At 32.9% G+C, this 16,981-nt stretch carries 20 protein-coding genes; 3 read left to right on the plus strand and 17 right to left on the minus strand.

What is annotated here, in order from left to right:
• Positions 1 to 356 precede the first annotated feature (356 nt).
• The gene (locus tag ACOQOS_RS16725) at positions 357 to 1,190 is read left to right on the plus strand and encodes a hypothetical protein (RefSeq protein ID WP_420571617.1); all 834 of its coding nucleotides are present in this window, start codon (positions 357 to 359) and stop codon (positions 1,188 to 1,190) included.
• Between the two features lie 95 nt (positions 1,191 to 1,285).
• On the opposite strand, the gene ACOQOS_RS16730 is transcribed toward ACOQOS_RS16725, so the two are convergent.
• From ACOQOS_RS16730 to ACOQOS_RS16780, 11 genes are all read right to left on the minus strand, one after another.
• Positions 1,286 to 1,834: a hypothetical protein gene (locus tag ACOQOS_RS16730; RefSeq protein WP_420571618.1), complete on the minus strand. Its 549-nt coding sequence runs from the start codon at positions 1,832 to 1,834 to the stop codon at positions 1,286 to 1,288.
• A gap of 236 nt (positions 1,835 to 2,070) precedes the next feature.
• A complete protein-coding gene (locus tag ACOQOS_RS16735; protein ID WP_420571619.1) occupies positions 2,071 to 5,490 on the minus strand; it encodes a hypothetical protein in 3,420 nt (1,139 codons plus the stop codon).
• A gap of 197 nt (positions 5,491 to 5,687) precedes the next feature.
• Positions 5,688 to 6,107: an arsenate reductase ArsC gene (locus ACOQOS_RS16740; protein WP_420571620.1), complete on the minus strand. Its 420-nt coding sequence runs from the start codon at positions 6,105 to 6,107 to the stop codon at positions 5,688 to 5,690.
• 192 nt (positions 6,108 to 6,299) lie between these two features.
• Positions 6,300 to 6,626: an ArsR/SmtB family transcription factor gene (locus ACOQOS_RS16745; protein ID WP_420571621.1), complete on the minus strand. Its 327-nt coding sequence runs from the start codon at positions 6,624 to 6,626 to the stop codon at positions 6,300 to 6,302.
• A gap of 73 nt (positions 6,627 to 6,699) precedes the next feature.
• Positions 6,700 to 7,236, minus strand: a complete 537-nt coding sequence (locus tag ACOQOS_RS16750) for a hypothetical protein (RefSeq protein WP_420571622.1) — start codon at positions 7,234 to 7,236, stop codon at positions 6,700 to 6,702.
• 122 nt (positions 7,237 to 7,358) lie between these two features.
• Positions 7,359 to 7,745: a VOC family protein gene (locus tag ACOQOS_RS16755; RefSeq protein ID WP_420571623.1), complete on the minus strand. Its 387-nt coding sequence runs from the start codon at positions 7,743 to 7,745 to the stop codon at positions 7,359 to 7,361.
• A gap of 17 nt (positions 7,746 to 7,762) precedes the next feature.
• Positions 7,763 to 8,278, minus strand: coding sequence for a DUF4199 domain-containing protein (locus ACOQOS_RS16760; protein WP_420571624.1), 516 nt, complete (start codon positions 8,276 to 8,278; stop codon positions 7,763 to 7,765).
• Between the two features lie 106 nt (positions 8,279 to 8,384).
• Positions 8,385 to 8,819, minus strand: coding sequence for a response regulator transcription factor (locus ACOQOS_RS16765; RefSeq protein ID WP_420571625.1), 435 nt, complete (start codon positions 8,817 to 8,819; stop codon positions 8,385 to 8,387).
• 2 nt (positions 8,820 to 8,821) lie between these two features.
• Positions 8,822 to 9,760, minus strand: coding sequence for a 2-hydroxyacid dehydrogenase (locus tag ACOQOS_RS16770; RefSeq protein WP_420571626.1), 939 nt, complete (start codon positions 9,758 to 9,760; stop codon positions 8,822 to 8,824).
• A gap of 5 nt (positions 9,761 to 9,765) precedes the next feature.
• Positions 9,766 to 10,131: a cupin domain-containing protein gene (locus ACOQOS_RS16775; RefSeq protein ID WP_420571627.1), complete on the minus strand. Its 366-nt coding sequence runs from the start codon at positions 10,129 to 10,131 to the stop codon at positions 9,766 to 9,768.
• A 19-nt stretch (positions 10,132 to 10,150) separates the two neighbouring features.
• On the minus strand, positions 10,151 to 10,672 hold the full coding sequence (locus tag ACOQOS_RS16780) for a GNAT family N-acetyltransferase (RefSeq protein ID WP_420571628.1): 522 nt from the start codon (positions 10,670 to 10,672) through the stop codon (positions 10,151 to 10,153).
• A 203-nt stretch (positions 10,673 to 10,875) separates the two neighbouring features.
• Between ACOQOS_RS16780 and ACOQOS_RS16785 the strand changes: the two genes are divergently transcribed.
• Together ACOQOS_RS16785 and ACOQOS_RS16790 are read left to right on the plus strand one after the other, a co-directional pair.
• The gene (locus ACOQOS_RS16785; protein ID WP_420571629.1) at positions 10,876 to 11,058 is read left to right on the plus strand and encodes a hypothetical protein; all 183 of its coding nucleotides are present in this window, start codon (positions 10,876 to 10,878) and stop codon (positions 11,056 to 11,058) included.
• A 315-nt stretch (positions 11,059 to 11,373) separates the two neighbouring features.
• Complete coding sequence (locus ACOQOS_RS16790; protein ID WP_420571630.1) at positions 11,374 to 11,559, plus strand: hypothetical protein; 186 nt, start codon at positions 11,374 to 11,376, stop codon at positions 11,557 to 11,559.
• 46 nt (positions 11,560 to 11,605) lie between these two features.
• Here ACOQOS_RS16790 and mgtE read toward each other — a convergent pair whose 3' ends face one another.
• The 6 genes from mgtE to ACOQOS_RS16820 form a co-directional block, all read right to left on the minus strand.
• Positions 11,606 to 12,958 (minus strand): magnesium transporter, encoded by a 1,353-nt coding sequence (mgtE, locus tag ACOQOS_RS16795; protein ID WP_420571631.1) that lies wholly within the window; start codon positions 12,956 to 12,958, stop codon positions 11,606 to 11,608.
• Complete coding sequence (rsmA, locus tag ACOQOS_RS16800) at positions 12,939 to 13,727, minus strand: 16S rRNA (adenine(1518)-N(6)/adenine(1519)-N(6))-dimethyltransferase RsmA (protein WP_420571632.1); 789 nt, start codon at positions 13,725 to 13,727, stop codon at positions 12,939 to 12,941. Before rsmA ends, mgtE begins: the two co-directional genes overlap by 20 nt.
• A 10-nt stretch (positions 13,728 to 13,737) precedes the next feature.
• On the minus strand, positions 13,738 to 14,178 hold the full coding sequence (locus ACOQOS_RS16805; RefSeq protein WP_420571633.1) for a hypothetical protein: 441 nt from the start codon (positions 14,176 to 14,178) through the stop codon (positions 13,738 to 13,740).
• Between the two features lie 89 nt (positions 14,179 to 14,267).
• The gene (locus ACOQOS_RS16810; protein WP_420571634.1) at positions 14,268 to 14,582 is read right to left on the minus strand and encodes a DUF4286 family protein; all 315 of its coding nucleotides are present in this window, start codon (positions 14,580 to 14,582) and stop codon (positions 14,268 to 14,270) included.
• A gap of 78 nt (positions 14,583 to 14,660) precedes the next feature.
• Positions 14,661 to 16,445, minus strand: a complete 1,785-nt coding sequence (locus ACOQOS_RS16815; RefSeq protein WP_420571635.1) for a tetratricopeptide repeat protein — start codon at positions 16,443 to 16,445, stop codon at positions 14,661 to 14,663.
• A 149-nt stretch (positions 16,446 to 16,594) separates the two neighbouring features.
• Positions 16,595 to 16,981, minus strand: coding sequence for a VOC family protein (locus ACOQOS_RS16820; protein ID WP_420571636.1), 387 nt, complete (start codon positions 16,979 to 16,981; stop codon positions 16,595 to 16,597).

The raw sequence follows: 16,981 nt of genomic DNA on the forward strand, positions 1-16,981 counted from the left end.
CTAAATATGTTGTTTACTCACAATGACTTCCAAATGGAACTGTTTTTATAGGTAGTTTTTCAAAAAGATCAAACCATAATATACACAAGATTGATTTTAAAAAAATGAACTTTTAAATACAGTTAAAACATCAGGTATTGTAAGAAAATATAATTATTTGTGAATAGCGTGATATTTACAAATATCATGATTGTATTTATAAATGATGATATCAAGTGTTTGAAAATGTGTTGATTAGATTGTTAATTAGCGATGTGGTTTTGTGGTGTTGTCACGAGAGAGGCATAAAACTTTTAAAGAGAACACACAAGCCAAATCAAATTATAGAAACAATATAACCATTAAATCTAATTATCATGAAAAAAATCAAAACGTACCTAGGAATGCTAGCCATAGCCGTTCTTTCAATTACAAGTTGTCAAACAGATAACGTAGAAGAACAAACTGAAGTAGAAGCTACTTTTCAATCAAAAGAAGGAACAAACAACGAGAACGTAACTGTTGTAAAACATGTGTATAATTACAACGGAGAAGAGTTTTCTGTAAATTATATAGTCAATAATGAATCAGAAGAAATAGTGAGCGTAGATGGAGATGTACGCCGTGCAGAAGAATTGTTTAGTACTGATGAAAGAGCAAGTTCGGTATTAGTTACTGAACTAGAAGAATATGATCCTAATGGAACTATTAGAACTCCAGAATCAATAATTTTACAATTTAATTTGTTTGATTCAAAAACTGAAATGGAAGCTTTTGTTCAAGTGAATAGTTCTGTTATGATGCCAGATGAACAAGAGTATGCTACTAATCAACAATTTCACAATCCATGTTATAGCTTAGATATATTTGGAGAAGGAAGATTTTATTTTTACGAAGATTTTTCTTATGGAAATGAAATGGTGCCATTACGTAGAAATGGAAGATATTATTTTAGAAATCATTGGGTAGGATCTACGTATAATGATAAAATGTCTTCATTAATTGTTAGAAAGCCTTCTAATAAAAGATCCTATACTATACTATATGAAGATGCTTGTATGAATGGTAGAACTTTAGCTTTTTATCAAAATACAGGTTATACAGGATATGGAATTCCTAGTTTACGTTATTATATACTTTATAGAATATGGTTTTGGCGTACGGCTACATGGAATAATCAAGTGTCGTCTATTAAAGGATATTGCTGGTAATATTTTAACTAAAAAAATCATTTTTTCAAAAAAAGCCTGCTGTTCAATATTTAGAACAACAGGCTTTTCTGCTTTTAATATAATGTTTACCTTTTTTAAAATCTGTATCCTAAAGAAATTCCACCTCTAAAAGTAAACTCAGGAGAATTGTCGTCCAATCCTATATTTCGTCCACCACCAAGAGAAATCTCTAACATAAATCCTCTTTTATTTACCCACTTTTTACCAATAGCAACTCCAAGCGCTGCATCAAAATAATCTTCTTGTAAATCATCTGGGTTTTCACCTGAAGCAAATTTTGAAAATACTTCTACAAAAAGACCTTTTGCTCCGTAATCTTCTTTATTAAAAAAGTAAAATCTGAAAAATGGTGTAAAAGCAAACTTTTCATAATATGCTGCATCGTCTTTCGGGTCTTTTAAGTTTACAAATAAAGATGCTCCATAGCCAATAGCTGTATCGTCTACGCGCTCGTAGCTAAAGTCTAAAGCGGAGAAAAATGCCGCATCAAAAACGTCTAAGCGTATTTCGTTTTTACGATCGCCAACGCCATAAATATCATCAGAATCTGGTTGTTGTGCGTACGATTGAAATCCTATAAAAAGGAATAATGCAAGTAATTTAAGAGTAAAGTTGTTTTTCATCTGTTTGTTTTTTTAGTATTAATTTTTGTCAGATGTAACTCGCTAGTAATCTTGATGTTTATACAAACAAAAAGTTATAGCTCATTTCATAATTAACGATTTTGTTGTTGTATGTTGCTTAGTTTAACAACAATTATACCATTATAGATTCAAGAAGTGCAAAAAGGTTGCGTTATTATTTAGAATAATTTTAAACAAATTCTTCGAAATGTTTTTAAACTCTAGTCTGAAAGGCGCTAAAAGAAAGCTTTTAATTGTACGTTTCCAGTGTGAATTGTGCGTGATGATTCACTTTTTCTGCCGAAATACGAAAGGTTTAAATCTAAAAACTTGGTCAATTTTTTCTGAACCAACAAATTCCAAGTAAAGTTTGTTCCAGGTTGTAAACCTTCTAACATTTGGTAACCAACAGGTGAAAATGCATTTCCGGAAAAGTCGTTTTTAAAATAATTAAACTCACCATTGAGCGCTATTTTTTGTTGATTGCTATACGCAAATGAAACACCTACTTTTTGCTGTGTTAACGTTTCTGAGTCGCCGACTTGATTTTCTTTGTTTTCGTATTTATAAAAAACACTAAATCGACTATTTCGACTAAATAAGTATGAAAAAGTAGGTTCTACCTTAAATAGGTTAATTTCAAAGTTTTTATTCAAGAAATTTTCAGAAATACTTTCTGTTTTTCCAGTACTGCTAATCAAATCTGTGAGCCAAAATTTACCGATTTTATGTGTAAACTGAAGTTGATGTGATGTGTTGATATTTTCTTGTGAACCAATAGAAAGTAAGTTTTTAGACTTGGCATTTAAATATGTGTACGAAGTTGTGTATTTCTGCTTTCCGCGATTAAAGAAAAGTGCATTTCGTAAACTCTGATTTAATCCTAAAACATTTTCACCTTCATCATCATCAAAAGGATTAAAATTGAAATTATCATTTTCACGACGAATCTTTCTATCTATTAAAAATGAACTTTGATTGTAAAAATGCGATAAAAATTTCTTAAAACCAGAAGCATTACTTGTATTCCATTGTGTAGGATTTAAAGTTATTACTTGGCTAAACTTATTTTGATGCGTTTTAATAAAAATTTGATTCGGTAACAACACACGCACATAAATAGCTTCATCAGGAAACTGAGCGAGTTCAAATTCGTTTAATTCTTGAATTCCGTTATTATTATAATCATTCCATGTATACACTCCTTGTCCAGGATCAACTTGTACATATGTAAATTCTTGTTGTGGAAGCGTTCCAGAATTGGTTTCGTACACTGTATTTAGTGTTGCAATCTTATTAAACAATCGTTGTTGATACACTAAACGTGAATTCAAAGATTTTTCATCTTCTTGCGTTTCGTCTTCTTGATTTAAGGTTCTATAATTGACAAAAAGTGACAATTGTGTATTTTTATTTTGAATCAATCGAGATTTTAAAAAGTAGGTGTTTGAGGTATTTACACGTTGCAAATTATTGTTGCGTAAACTATCGTTCACACGATATGTATATCCAATTTCTGCATGAATTTTTAAACTATCACCAACTCCTACAAAACCTGTATAAGCTTTAAAACGCTGACTTAATGGAGTAAAAGCTTCCGTAGCAATTTCTTTTTGTTCGTTACTTTCCAAGCTCACTTGCGCACCAACCCAACTTTTAGTAAAACTATACGTTGAACGTGCGTAGAAACGTAAAAAATCAGAAGTTGAAGTCACTGTTTCATTGGTTAGCAAACTTCCGTTAGAACGTAACTGTAAGTTACCAAACTTTAAATCGGAGTTAATTACGTGGCGATTTCCTGTGGCATTATTCGTAAAATCTAAATATTCAAAACGATACTGCGCAGTTCCATTTTCTTCATTAGAAAAATCTAAACCTGTCGCTAAAAACTGTTGATTTCCGATGTTGAAGTTCGTATCAATATTCCAATCACGATTAAATTCAATAGAATATAAACGTTCAATCGTTTGGAATTTCTCATCGATATAATTGAAATTAGCAAAACTACCAACTTTCCACTTTTTATCTATTAATTGCTGTTTTACACTTACTTTGGCAGCAATTCCTTGATTGTCATCATCGTCCAAAGACGAAAATAAGTTTTCATCATTATTGCTAAAACCAACTTCAAATTGTGCAGCCGTTTTTTCGCTTGGTGTATACGATCCGTTTATGACAGCAACCTGTGTTTTGGTTGGTGAAACTAATTGAATAATTGGTTCATAATTTCCCTGCGGAATACCAGCAATTGGTGAAACATATTCGTAAATTCTTCCGTTAGAAGCTGTATTTGATAACACATAATTTCCTTGATTATCACCTACAAGCGTGAAACGAACATCAAACAAGGTATCATCAGGATTCACAGAAAACACAAAAACTTCCATACCGTCAATGGTTTCTTTTCGGTATAAAATTCGATTTTCAGAAAAGGCTTGTTCTACGGCAGAAGGCGCAGACATTAACTGTTGATCGTCTCCAGCATCACGTAAAATATTCACTTGTTCTTCTGATAAATTTTGCTGAATTGGCTGGTTTTTAGAGTCATTTTCAGAATATACGTATCCAGCAATTTTGAACTTTTCATGTTCATACTGTGCGCCACCATACGCAACAAAACGTGTATAGTTGTTATCTGTAAATTGATACTCTACCGTAATACGCATTTCGGAAGTAATAGGGTATTTAGAAGTAAACGTAATTTCTCCCGCGTTGTAATCAATCACGTAATCGTTGTTTTCTCCACGTTCTACAGGCAATCCGTTTACGTATACGGTTTCACTTCCCGAAATAATTAAAATAAACAATTCCTGATTGGGTCCAGTCAGCTTATACGGACCTTGATTTCCTTCTTGTCCTTGAAATCTACTTTGTGTATAACGTCCGCGAACCAAAGCTCCAGAAGCAAAAAGTGTTGTTTTTCCATTTTCTCCAGGCAAGGTTGCTGTTACGCCAACACCTTGTACTTTTTTCTGAAAACGCATAAAATCGGTTGTCGTATTTTCTAGATTTACATCTCCGGCACGTACTTTCCAATTTTTGCTTTCCAATTCAATAAAAACTTGATCAAATTCGTCCAAACGCTGCGAATAACCACTTTCCTGTATAGGAATGTTTGCATCTTGAATAGACGCGCGAAGCGTAATATTCTCAGAAATTTTTCCAGAAATCTGTAAGTCTAACTCCGAATTCAATACCGTATTTTGATTATTTCCAATGGTCACACCACGCGAAATACTTCCAGACGTATTTAAACCGTCAAACAATCGTGTATTGGCAACTTCTCTGTTAGATTTTAGTGAAACAATTTTGTCGATATCTATTGGGTTTTCTACAATAACATCTTTATTGAAACCACTATACTTCTTTGTTAAAAATTCTGGATATTTAGTATAGCTTACGAGAATGGAATCTGTACTGATTTTTGTTAGGTCTAAATATAAAATCGCTTTTTTAAAATCAATTCGATACGCGGTAGAATCAATTTGCTTATTTGCTTTATCCGTTAATTTAAATTGAAACGGATTGATACTTACCGAATCTAACACGATAGAATCTTTTACAGCCACTTTTTTTGTACGGCGATTTTTTGTTTGTCCCTGAAGATTTACAGTGAAAAACAATGCAGCACAAAAAAATAGAAAGAGTGACTTCATCTACAACTAAACTAATTCCGATCAAAAATATTTTAATTTTCGCAGGAAAAGAAGCTTTTTAGCAGAAACGACACATTTCTATGAGCAGATATTGTGATTTTTGGTGTTTTAATTAGTATTGAGTGCTGAGATGTCGGTATTGAGAGATTTCAAAGTGTAGTTTGAAATTTCATAAAAACAATTTCATAAATGACAAATTATCCCAACTCTGTAGCTACAAAATCCTTGCAAAAAGCTTTAATCTGAGTTCTTGTCTTTTTAAAAGCATTAAATATGTGCTCTTCTGAACCAATTACCTTTGACGGATCAAAAAAGTTTTGATGAATTCGTTTTGCGTTTTTACTCGGAATATATGGACAGTTTTCGTGTGCATGATCGCAAACAGTAATGATAAAATCAAAATCGATATTGGTATATTCAGCAACATTATTGGACGTATTATTAGAGATATCAATATTGTCCAATTTCATGATGGCAACGGCTTTCGGATTTACGCCGTGTGTTTCAATTCCGGCACTATAAATAGTAGCTTTTTCTTTTGCGAAATGTGTCAGATATCCGTCAGCCATTTGACTGCGACAGGAGTTTCCTGTACAGAGTACGAGTACATTTTTCATAATTTTTGGTAGGTTTTTGATTGTTTGTATTGAAAAGTACTTAGGTTGTATTTGTTGAGGAATACTCTCCAAAAACAAACAATTTTATAGTGACAAATGTAAGCAGAAGAATGTTGAATCCTTTTATCTTTTCGACAAAAGGACGTTATTTTAACATATTTATGACAAGGGTATTATAAGTGTAACAATCCGTTACTTTTGGCAATTCACTTGAATTTTTACGAAGAAGTCATTTATTTTTCTACGATACTGATTTAGCAAATCGACGTCTATGGAGTAAAAAGTGTTTTTACCTTGATTTTTTTGCTTCAGCAATTTAATTCTTTTGATTTCAGAAAGATGTTGGGAAACTGTTGGTTGTGCCAATCCTGTTGCTTTTACCAAATCATTACAATTACAATTTTCATTTTTACTAATATATTGTAACATAGAAACTCGCGCAGGATGTCCTAATACTTTGGTAATTAATGCAGTTTCGTTTTGATAGTCATCGAAGATGTGATTCTTTGTAATACCCATGAAATGTAATTATAATGTAATATTACAATAAAGATAAAAAAAGCTGGAAATATTTCCAGCTTTTTATGTGTTTTTATTTTCCAAACAAACGTTGGAAGAAACTTTTTGTTTTCTTAGTCGTTTCTTCAATTACTTCTTTAGCTTCTTCTGTAAAGTCTTCTAAGCGTTCACCTGCTTCTTCAGCAAATTCTCCCACTTTTTCTTTTACATCTTCAAAAACCTCTTTGGCTTCTTCAGAGATTTCAGCAGCTTTATCCTTTGCGACTTCTTTGTATTCGTCAAACTTGTCTTTGGCTTCTTCTGCAAATTCAGATGCTTTTTCTTTGGCGTCGCCATAGGCTTCTTTTGCATCTTCAGCAAAATCGGCAGCTTTCTCTTTTGCTACATCGGCAAATTCGCTAATTTTTTCTTTAGCTTCATCTGCAAACTCGGCAGCTTTTTCCTGTGCTGCTTCTGCGAATTCTGTTGCTTTTTCCTTTGCGTTATCGAACGTATCTTTTACTTCTTCTTTGATTTCCTCAGCTTTATTTTCTGTGGCTTCAACAGACTCATTAATAGCTTCTTTTGCTTCGTCTAATTTCTTCTCTAGGTCATCACTTTTTTCACTCATAATTAATCTTTTTGAATTTTCTACTACTACGTGGTTACTCAGTAACTCATTATAATCAGTTCAATATAAATGATATTTGTTACATAGTTCATTATCAAATTATTAATTTTTATTGAGAAAAACTATTTAAAGGCATCATCTTTAGGTTCCCAAAGTTCAATTTTGTTGCCTTCAGGATCTATAATCCAGCCAAATTTACCATAACTGTATTCTTCAATTTCACCAACAACAGTCACGCCTTCTTCTTTTAATACTGCCAATAACTCAACTAAATTTTCAACTCTAAAGTTCATCATAAATTGCTTCTCACTCGGTTGAAAATATTTTGTGTCATTAGGAAACGTACTCCATTGTGTAGAACAATCATTTCCTTCTTTATCTTTCCACCAAAACGTACAACCGTAATCATCTACAGGCAAACCTAAGTGTTTTCCATACCAGTTTTTAAGTCCTTTAGGATCTTCTGTCTTGAAGAAGAATCCGCCTAAACCTGTTACTCTATTTTTCATATTTCTGTTTTTCGTTGTTAATTTTTCTTATGCAATACCAAAGCTGAAAGTAGTGAAATAATTACTCCAATCACAAAAACCATCATTGTCATCACAAAAAAGACGATAAATGGACTTCCATACGCTTCACTTTGTTTGAGTAAAGCTAATTTTTCTAGTTTGATTTCTTCTAAAGTAAGATCTGTTCGAGCATCCAATAAACCATTTTCATATGCTAAATATTGTTCGGTAAAATCAGGATTAATTTTAGTAATATAAATAGTATCCATGATTCCAAAACCAACCGCAGCACACAAGGAAATTAAAGCGCCGACAATAAAAGCAGTTTTAAAGCTTATTTCTCCGTTCAGTTCATGATTTTTGTAATGTCTGATTCCAAAATACACAAAAGATAAAGAAGTAAACATGGATGCAAACCCGATAACTTCTTGCGTTCTAAAAGACAATCCTTGACCAAAATATAAGGCAAGAAAAAATAAAATTAGTGCTGTAAAAAATCCATATGCTCCGTAAGTAAGTATTGTTTTTTTCATTGTGATACTGTTTTAGTTTGAGGTCTCAAAAGTAGGAGAGACGCCGAAAATAGTACTCATACGAAAGTACCAATTTGTTCATACTAAGGTAGTAATTTTAAGAAATTCACAGAATTTGAAGCGCTATTGCTTTTTGAATAGCTTGTGTTCTGCGTTTTACATCAAGTTTGGAATACACATTAGAAACATGTGTTTTTATAGTGCTTTCTGAAACAAATAGGAGTGAAGCAATCTCCTTGTTGGAATGTCCTTTGGCGAGTTGACACAATACTTCGTATTCACGTTTACTTAAGCCTAATGATTCAATTTTTTTATGATCAATTTTTGGTTTTTTTGCTTCCGCGGAATATGTTTCTGCATCATTTTCTGATTGTTTTCTCTTTTTATTGATGTAGATTCCAATGAAGAAAAAAACAATCGCAACGGCAGCAATGCTAAATTCTAAGGTTGTATCTCCTCGTATGACAGAAAATTTACTCAGTTGAAACAACGCAAGTAAAGCGATGATAAGAGTCGCGAAGATGAAAACTGTCTTTTTCATTTTTAGTGAAAATGAACTTTGAATTTATCTACGATGGTTTGTGCTAGTTTTTCTTTACTTTCTTTAGTCCAACCCGCTACATGTGGCGAAAGCAATACGTTTTCTGCCTGGATTAGATACTGAAAAGCTGACGGCATTTGATCATCATTAAATAAGTTTTCAAACGAACTTTTTTCGTATTCTAATACGTCTAGTCCTGCACCTAAAATTTTCCCTGATGTTAATGCCGCAACTAAATCTTTGGTAACGACACTTTTTCCACGCGCTGTATTAATCAACCAAAAGTTGTGTTGAAAAGCATCAATGAATTGTTTGTTTACCATATTTAGCGTAAGTGGCGTTTGTGGCGTATGCAAACTTAGTATGGTAGCACGTTTTTGCAATTCTGCAAGCGAAACTTGTGTGGCATTTTCGTCACCTATATTTTCTTTTAAATCATGAAAAAGTACCTCAGCTTCAAAACCGCGCAGTTTCTTTGAAAATGCTTTTCCCATGTTTCCATATCCAATGATTCCAACAGTTTGTCCGTCTAGTTCAACACCGCGATTGGCTTCACGCAACCATTTTCCTTCACGAACTTCTCTATCAGCTTTATTCAATTTATTAAACAAGGATAAAATCATACCGAGCGCGTGTTCGCCAACAGCATTTCGATTGCCTTCTGGAGCAGAAATTAATTTAATGCCTTGTGCTGAAGCAAATTTACAGTCTATATTTTCTAATCCAGCGCCAACACGACCAATAAATTTTAAGTTTGTTGCTTTTGCTAGAAACTCGGCATCAATTTTAAATCGACTGCGAATAATAAAACCATCGTACTTGTGAATTTTTGCTTCAATTTCAGACTTAGAAGATGTGTAATCTTCATGATTGGTATGTCCTAAAGCTTCCAATTGCGAAATAAGCAATGGATGATTTTCATCGAGATGTAATATATTCACGTGAGTTATATTTTTGGATATTCGCTTTGTGTTTTTTCATGAACGACATCGCCAGTATGTGCTGTGGTGAGTTTTTCAAAAAGTAACAAATGTACTTCTTCATCATCTTTAGTAACAGGACAATGTTCTACACCTTTAGGAACAACAATAATTTCGCCTTCGTTTACGGTAACCGTTTTGTCGCGAAACTTCATGTACAAAGTTCCTTTAATTACTTGAAAAAGTTCGTCTTCGTCATCGTGTTTATGCCATACAAATTCACCTTGAATTTTGGCGAGTATCACTTGCATATCGTCAACAATTGCAATTTGGCGTGGATGCCATTGTGTGTCAACGAGTTTAAATTTGTCTTTTATGTTAATTGCGTTCATGCAACTAAATTACGAGATTTTACAATGTCTTCATCATAATATTGAAAACAAAATCTTCTTTCCCGATAGTAAATGATTGTGTATGATGTTTGTGAAAGTCATTTGCTTTATAAAAATTTAGTGCATGTTGATCTGTATGGAGTTCTTTGAGCCAAACACGTTTGATACTGAGTTTTTGAATTTCTTCAAAAAAGTCTATTTTCAATTTCAAGCCGTTTCCTTCTGAAATATAATCTTTTAGGATGTATAGTTTTTGAAGTTCTGCGGCTTCATTGTAGTCTGTGTCTGGAACTGGAATGCCTTTTTTAAGTTTTGCATATCCCACAGGAAGTGTTTGTACATATGCAATCCAAAAAATATTTTCACTCTTTTCAAGCGAATCCTTCATTTTTTCAATGGAAAAATTCTTGTCGATATATAATCGGAGTTCTTCTTCGGAAGAAAATAAATTACCAAAAGATTCAGAAAAGTTGATTTTTGCCAATAATGATATAAATTTTGCATCTGCGGGAACCGCTTTTCTGATTGTATGATTTTCCATTCCTTTTATAGCCTTGAATTCGATAATTATCGATTTAGAGTTGTTTTATATGTCTGATATTTATAGAGTTGCGTTTCGTGGTGTTTTTAGATCTTTCTGATTTTCAATGCTTTAATTCGATAATCACTGTTTGCTTTCCTTTTTCTTCCACAAATTTAATGCTTCATTTGTTTCATCATTAACGATTTAAAAAACATAATATTATGAAAAAACAGACAAAAATCTTAAAGTTGAAAAAAGCAACAATCTCTGAATTAAACATTGCTAAAGTAGGAGAAATTATTGGAGGAAAAACAGGAGCAGGCGGTCCTTTTGGTGAATGTGTTTCTAGGTATGATTTTAGACCATGTTTCACGTCTCCATGTGAAGCCTCACAAGGTTGCTAGATAATTTGTAATAAATGTTAAAGCGAACTTCGGTTCAGTCATGGTCGGAAGATTTTTTCTTCCGATCATGATTGACTTCGGTTCGCTTTTTTAGTTTGTGGTAAAAAAGTAGATTTATTTAGTATTTAGAAATATTTATATTCTTTTTAAAGAATGTTAAATAACGTATGAATGGTTACAAACATACTTGTATAACCTAGAAATGAGTATGAAAGTTAAAATTCCAAACTATTTTTAAGTCACTAATATATATAGTGATGGCGTATTCCGAAAAGCCAATTGTTAAAAAGAGTAGGGAAATTTAAATTACACATTATGAAGAAAGGTTTAAAAACATTGTCATTGAAAAAGTCAGTAGTATCTGAATTAAATACTCAAAATTCTAAAGCTATTTTAGGAGGAAGAAGAACAGTAAAAACACAAGCTGATACATTATGTACTTCAAACGCAATTATTTGTAGTCCTTCCATAAATTTTGCATGCGAAACAGCTGATTGTTAGTATAAATTAATCAGCATAGATTTAAGCGAACTTTGGTTCGCTTTTTTTAGATCCCAATAATAAGTTTGGCAATCATAAAGTAGATTAGAATTCCGAAGATATCGTTGCTAGTGGTAATAAATGGACCAGTAGCAATCGCTGGATCAATTCCTCTTTTATCTAAGAATAGTGGAATAAAGGTGCCAATAATTCCTGCGACGATAATAACAATAACTAAAGATGCTGAAATGGCCAAAGCAGATATCGGATCTTCTTTCCAAATCCAAACAACTACAAATAGAATGATGGCTAAGGCAATTCCGTTAAATAAGGCAAGTAGCATTTCTTTCCATAAACGGTTATTGATACTTCCTTTGATATCATCGTTAGCTAAACCTTGTACAATGATGGCACTTGATTGTACACCAACATTTCCAGCCATGGCAGCAATTAATGGTGTAAAGAAGAAAAGGATAGAATAGTTTTCTAGCATTTTGTCAAAGCCTTCCATGATAGCAGCTGCGCCAATTCCTCCTAACAAACCTAAAAATAACCAAGGCAAGCGTGCGCGCGTGAGTTCCCAAATACTATCATCGGCTTCAACATCTTGGGTAATACCGGCTGCTAACTGATAATCTTTTTCAGCTTCTTCTTTGATGACATCTACAATATCATCAATAGTAATACGACCTACTAATCGCTTCATTTCATCAACTACAGGAATGGCTTCCAAATCGTATTTAGACATGACTTTGGCAACATCTTCCGCTTTGTCGTTTACATTGACATAATCTACTTTGGGAATGTAGACATCTTTGATATGCGCTCTTGTAGATGTTGTCAGTAAGTCTTTGAGTGAAAGTCTACCTTTTAAAATTCCATCGTTATCAATCACATAGATAGAATGTACACGTGTTACTTCTTCTGCTTGTTTGCGCATTTCTTTTACGCAGGTTAATACATTCCAGTTTTCGTTGGCACTTACTAATTCTTTTGCCATTAAACCTCCGGCAGTATCTTCATCATAACGAAGTAATTCTACAATTTCCTTGGCGTGTTCTTTGTCTTCTAATTCTGAGATTACTTCCTGTTTTCGTTCATCAGGAAGTTCAGAGATAATATCGGCAGCATCGTCTGTATCTAATTCATCTATTTCTTCTGCAATTTCTTTGGCAGATAGATTTTCGAGAATTTTTTCACGCATGTCATCATCAACTTCTGTAAGAATGTCTGAAGTTTTTTCACTGTCTAACAGCTTGATAATGTACGTTGCTTCCTCAAGATTAAGCTCATCAATGATCTCCGCAATATCTGCATAGTGAATTTCCTCTAGCAATTCTAGAAGTACAGTATCTTTCTTTTGCTCAACATATTGTTGAACTTGCGCTATGAGCTCGTCGCTAAGTTTGAACGGAATCATTTGCTATCTTGATGGTTAAATCTATAAATCCTTGAACAGCTAATTGTTCAGGACGAAGTCCAAAGATAGTATCTTCTTTTAAATTATTGGAAAGATTGAATGTTTTTAAACTGTTACGAAGTGTTTTTCTTCGTTGTTGAAATGCTGTTTTTACGACTCTGAAGAATAATTTTTCATCGCACGGAAGTGTGAAGTTTTCTTTTCGAATGAGTCGCATTACGCCAGAATCTACTTTTGGCGGCGGATTGAACACACCTGGCGGCACTGTAAATAAATATTCAGCATCATAGAATGCTTGTGTAAGTACAGACAAAATTCCGTAGGTTTTGTTTCCGTGAGGTGCGCAAATACGTTGTGCCACTTCTTTTTGAAACATGCCGCTGAATTCTGGAATTTGATCGCGCATTGCCAACGTTTTGAACACAATTTGTGTAGAAATGTTGTACGGAAAGTTTCCGATGATGGCAAATGGTTCTTCTTTGAATGTTTTCTTGAGATCGTATTTTAAAAAATCTTCTTCTAAAATTTTGTTAGATAGTTGTAAGTAATGTGCTTGCAAATATGTTACAGATTCTGTGTCAATTTCGCAGACATAGGTAGTAACTGGTTTGTCGAGTAAATACTTGGTTAAAACGCCCATTCCTGGACCAATTTCCAAGACATTTTTATAATTGTTGAGCGTAAGTGTATTTGCAATTCGTTCCGCAACTTCTTCATCTTTAAGAAAATGCTGTCCTAAATGTTTTTTTGCTCTTACTTTATCAGTCATCTCTTAAAAATTATATCGTTGTCACGCGTTCTTGAATCAGCGCTTCTATTTCTTTTCGATCTCTTTTTGAGAACCACGAAAGTTCAAGATCATATTGTTTTTCATCGTGAGAGATTAAGTAAGGTTCGCTTCCGCCTCTACCTGGATGATAGGATTTTAGTTCTACAAAATCTTTTTTGAAACGATTTGTGCGCAATGTAGTATCACTAATCGTAATATGTGGTTTTCCTGTGAGAACGATATATGTAATTGTTAGTATGGAAATAATTCCGAAGAACGCATTAATCACATATTCTATAAAAACCAAGTTTTTGCGCAGTTTCATACTAAACCATTCTGCCATTGAATCTGAAAGTACAGTAATGATGTAAAATGTTACTGCAATGACAATGACAATTAATATCGCTTTGATAAAGTAAGCACCTTGAGAATAATATTTCCTTTCTTTCATCTGTTCGTTTTTACTTCTTTTTTCGTCACATGGAACATCTTTACTTGGTTTAGAATTTACTTAACTAAAGTAGGAGATGTTTCATTGTTTTAGGCGTTAAAATCTTGAATGATTTTTAGTTCTGTACGGAATCCTAGCATTTTATCTGCAAATTTTTTCATGCCTTCTTCACGTAAACGTGGTGCATCTTCTTCGTAATAAGCTTCTAGTGCATCTTTTGATTCAGCTGTGTATTGAACTGCATAGGTTGTTCCGCCCATTTCTTCTTCTACTAATACTTGAACAAGACGTGCTTCTGTAAATTTACCCGTGGCGAGTACGTCTGGAATATGTTTTTTTATCCAGATTAAAAATTCTTCGTGAATGCTGTCATCAATGTTTATCGTAACGTTGTATATATACATACCTATATTTTGAATATAAAGTGCAAAATTACGCTTTTAAGCTGAATTATATTGTACGGAAGAATGGTTTTAATTCTTTTAGTTGATGTTATCGCCACGCAATTTTCGATATGATTTTTGCGCTTCTACATAGTGAATGCTGTCTTGATGATTGAAAATGATTTCTTCAAAGAATTGTTTGGCTTTTTCAGGATCGTCAAAGTGATTTAAGTATAGTTTTGCCATCGCAAAGTATGCATCATCGACTAGAATGTCTTCTTTATAGAATTCTATGATTTTTTTGTAGTTTAATCGTGCTTTGTCAAATTCGCCACGTTTTTCATAGAGTTTTGCTTGCATGAGTAATGCTTCATCTTCTATTTTTTCGCCTTTGTGATTTTGTAAAATGTCTTCTAAAGTTTCTATGGCTGCCGTTTCCTTTTTTTGGTAGGCTAGTAAGTCTGCTTTTGCATATTTTTTTAAGGCAGTTTGTGTAGAATCTTCCAAAGAATTATCTGAAATGATGAGTTTTAATTGCAAAGCATCATTTGCAATTAGTTGTGATACAGACGATTTTAATACTTTGAGTTGTGCTTCTGCCCATTCAAAATCACCTTTGTAATAGCTAGTGCGTGCTACACGAAAACGAGCTTCTTGTCCTGTAACATCATTTTTTAAGGCTTTTTGAACTTGTGAAAAGTATATTAATGCTTGATTGAATTGTTCTTGATATACTAAAATATCACCTAAAGCAAGTTTTACAACTGCTAGTTGACGTTTGGTAAGTTTTTGCTGCGTTGTTTCTTTTAAATAACTGATGGCAGCTTCAGGTTCATTTTTTTGAAACGCCAAGAAATTTGCATAATCGCGTTGTAGTAAAACTGTTCGGTAGTTTCGATTATAGCTGAGAAATAATTCATCAAAACGTTGCTGAATTTCATCATAATTTCCATCAGTAATGGCTTCAATATCTATTTGAATTAAGTTTTGAGACGCACGAATTTTTGTAGAATCTTGTGTTGATTTATCAATGATATACGTTAATATTTCACGAGCAGTTTCTGTGTCGCCATCTTCAATACTCAAGCTTGCCAATTCAAAAATACGTTGCAACGAATAATCACCTTGCATGTAGATAGCTTTTTCTTGTATAAAGGCTCTTTTGTATTGCTTTTGTTGAATGAATAACCAGCTTAAAAGTTCATTCCATAATAAATTTGGATCTTCCTGATTTCTTTTAAGTAATAGTTTGCGAAATAATGTATTGTTTTCTTCATTAGGATCATTTCGAAGAAATTGACTGATAATACGTTGTGCATATCCTTTTTGTTCTACTCTGTCTTTGATAAGGTCTAAATAACTAGAAAACATTTTTTCAATGTTTCCCTTTTCTCCGTAAATACGCGCAATATTATTCAGGAAGTTATAATTCGGATTGGTAGCCATAGCACTTTTATACACGCGCAAAGCATAATCTAATAGTGATTTCTTTTCAAATGAACGACCAACCGTGTATGATGCGGTTACTTTTTGTTCTGTAAATTCAACTGCTTTTTCATAATAAGCATTTGCGTTAATGGTATCTTGCTTTAAATCATAATTAAAACCAGTTTCTACTAATAAAATAGGATTGAATCTAGGTTTTTTAATGGCTTCTAAGAGTAATTTTTCGGCAGCATCAAATTCTTCTAATTGTTGATGACTATTAATCATTCCAATAAAATAATTGATTTTTCGCGGCGATTTTTTGTAGAGCTTTTCAAAAGCTACGATGGCTTTTTTGTATTCTCCTTTTTCATAATATTGTCGCGCCAACGCATCATTTTGGGCAACTGCTTGTAAAGACATTGCCAAACTGAAGATGATGAATAATATATAACGCATAGAAAAGCTTTTATTCAAAGATAACATAAAGTATGTTAAATATATTGTAATGTTGGATTTTTAGATCGCGCTGACGCGCTGTTAGACCGTGCTTTGGCACTTTTAGACTTGTTTGTTATCTTAAATTTATAACTTGAATGCATTAAAAATTAATGCTTAATATGGTTACTTAACTCAATCAAATTTTGGTCTGGATCTCTTAGATAGATAGAACGTATTTTTCCTGTAGCTCCAGTTCTTTCTACTATACCTTCAACAATCTCAATATTTTTATCTAGTAATTCAGTTTTAACGGTTTCAATTTTTGTTGAGACAATGAAACATAAATCGGCAGCACCAACAGTAGGAAGTTTTGCTTTAGGTTCAAATTCCTTTCCTTTTTCGTGAAGATTTATTTTTTGATTTCCGAAAGTAAGTGCTTTTCGATTTTCACCAAAAGTAATCACTTTCATTCCGAGAATATTGGTGTAGAATTCAATGGTTTCTTCAATGTTTTTCACAGTTAAAACAATATGATCTATTCGTTCAATTTTCAT

Source organism: Kordia sp. (assembly GCF_965224175.1).
Lineage (GTDB): Bacteria > Bacteroidota > Bacteroidia > Flavobacteriales > Flavobacteriaceae > Kordia.

Excerpts from the sequence above, each read along its gene's own strand:
- ACOQOS_RS16820 (WP_420571636.1), bottom strand. The coding sequence starts at position 16,981 with ATGAAAATTGAACGAATAGATCATATTGTTTTAACTGTGAAAAACATT.
- rsmA (WP_420571632.1), bottom strand. The coding sequence starts at position 13,727 with ATGACTGATAAAGTAAGAGCAAAAAAACATTTAGGACAGCATTTTCTT.
- ACOQOS_RS16790 (WP_420571630.1), top strand. The coding sequence starts at position 11,374 with ATGAAGAAAGGTTTAAAAACATTGTCATTGAAAAAGTCAGTAGTATCT.
- ACOQOS_RS16745 (WP_420571621.1), bottom strand. The coding sequence starts at position 6,626 with ATGGGTATTACAAAGAATCACATCTTCGATGACTATCAAAACGAAACT.
- ACOQOS_RS16785 (WP_420571629.1), top strand. The coding sequence starts at position 10,876 with ATGAAAAAACAGACAAAAATCTTAAAGTTGAAAAAAGCAACAATCTCT.
- ACOQOS_RS16780 (WP_420571628.1), bottom strand. The coding sequence starts at position 10,672 with ATGGAAAATCATACAATCAGAAAAGCGGTTCCCGCAGATGCAAAATTT.
- ACOQOS_RS16750 (WP_420571622.1), bottom strand. The coding sequence starts at position 7,236 with ATGAGTGAAAAAAGTGATGACCTAGAGAAGAAATTAGACGAAGCAAAA.
- ACOQOS_RS16740 (WP_420571620.1), bottom strand. The coding sequence starts at position 6,107 with ATGAAAAATGTACTCGTACTCTGTACAGGAAACTCCTGTCGCAGTCAA.
- ACOQOS_RS16805 (WP_420571633.1), bottom strand. The coding sequence starts at position 14,178 with ATGAAAGAAAGGAAATATTATTCTCAAGGTGCTTACTTTATCAAAGCG.
- ACOQOS_RS16730 (WP_420571618.1), bottom strand. The coding sequence starts at position 1,834 with ATGAAAAACAACTTTACTCTTAAATTACTTGCATTATTCCTTTTTATA.
- ACOQOS_RS16815 (WP_420571635.1), bottom strand. The coding sequence starts at position 16,445 with ATGCGTTATATATTATTCATCATCTTCAGTTTGGCAATGTCTTTACAA.
- ACOQOS_RS16760 (WP_420571624.1), bottom strand. The coding sequence starts at position 8,278 with ATGAAAAAAACAATACTTACTTACGGAGCATATGGATTTTTTACAGCA.
- ACOQOS_RS16735 (WP_420571619.1), bottom strand. The coding sequence starts at position 5,490 with ATGAAGTCACTCTTTCTATTTTTTTGTGCTGCATTGTTTTTCACTGTA.
- mgtE (WP_420571631.1), bottom strand. The coding sequence starts at position 12,958 with ATGATTCCGTTCAAACTTAGCGACGAGCTCATAGCGCAAGTTCAACAA.
- ACOQOS_RS16775 (WP_420571627.1), bottom strand. The coding sequence starts at position 10,131 with ATGAACGCAATTAACATAAAAGACAAATTTAAACTCGTTGACACACAA.
- ACOQOS_RS16755 (WP_420571623.1), bottom strand. The coding sequence starts at position 7,745 with ATGAAAAATAGAGTAACAGGTTTAGGCGGATTCTTCTTCAAGACAGAA.
- ACOQOS_RS16725 (WP_420571617.1), top strand. The coding sequence starts at position 357 with ATGAAAAAAATCAAAACGTACCTAGGAATGCTAGCCATAGCCGTTCTT.
- ACOQOS_RS16765 (WP_420571625.1), bottom strand. The coding sequence starts at position 8,819 with ATGAAAAAGACAGTTTTCATCTTCGCGACTCTTATCATCGCTTTACTT.
- ACOQOS_RS16810 (WP_420571634.1), bottom strand. The coding sequence starts at position 14,582 with ATGTATATATACAACGTTACGATAAACATTGATGACAGCATTCACGAA.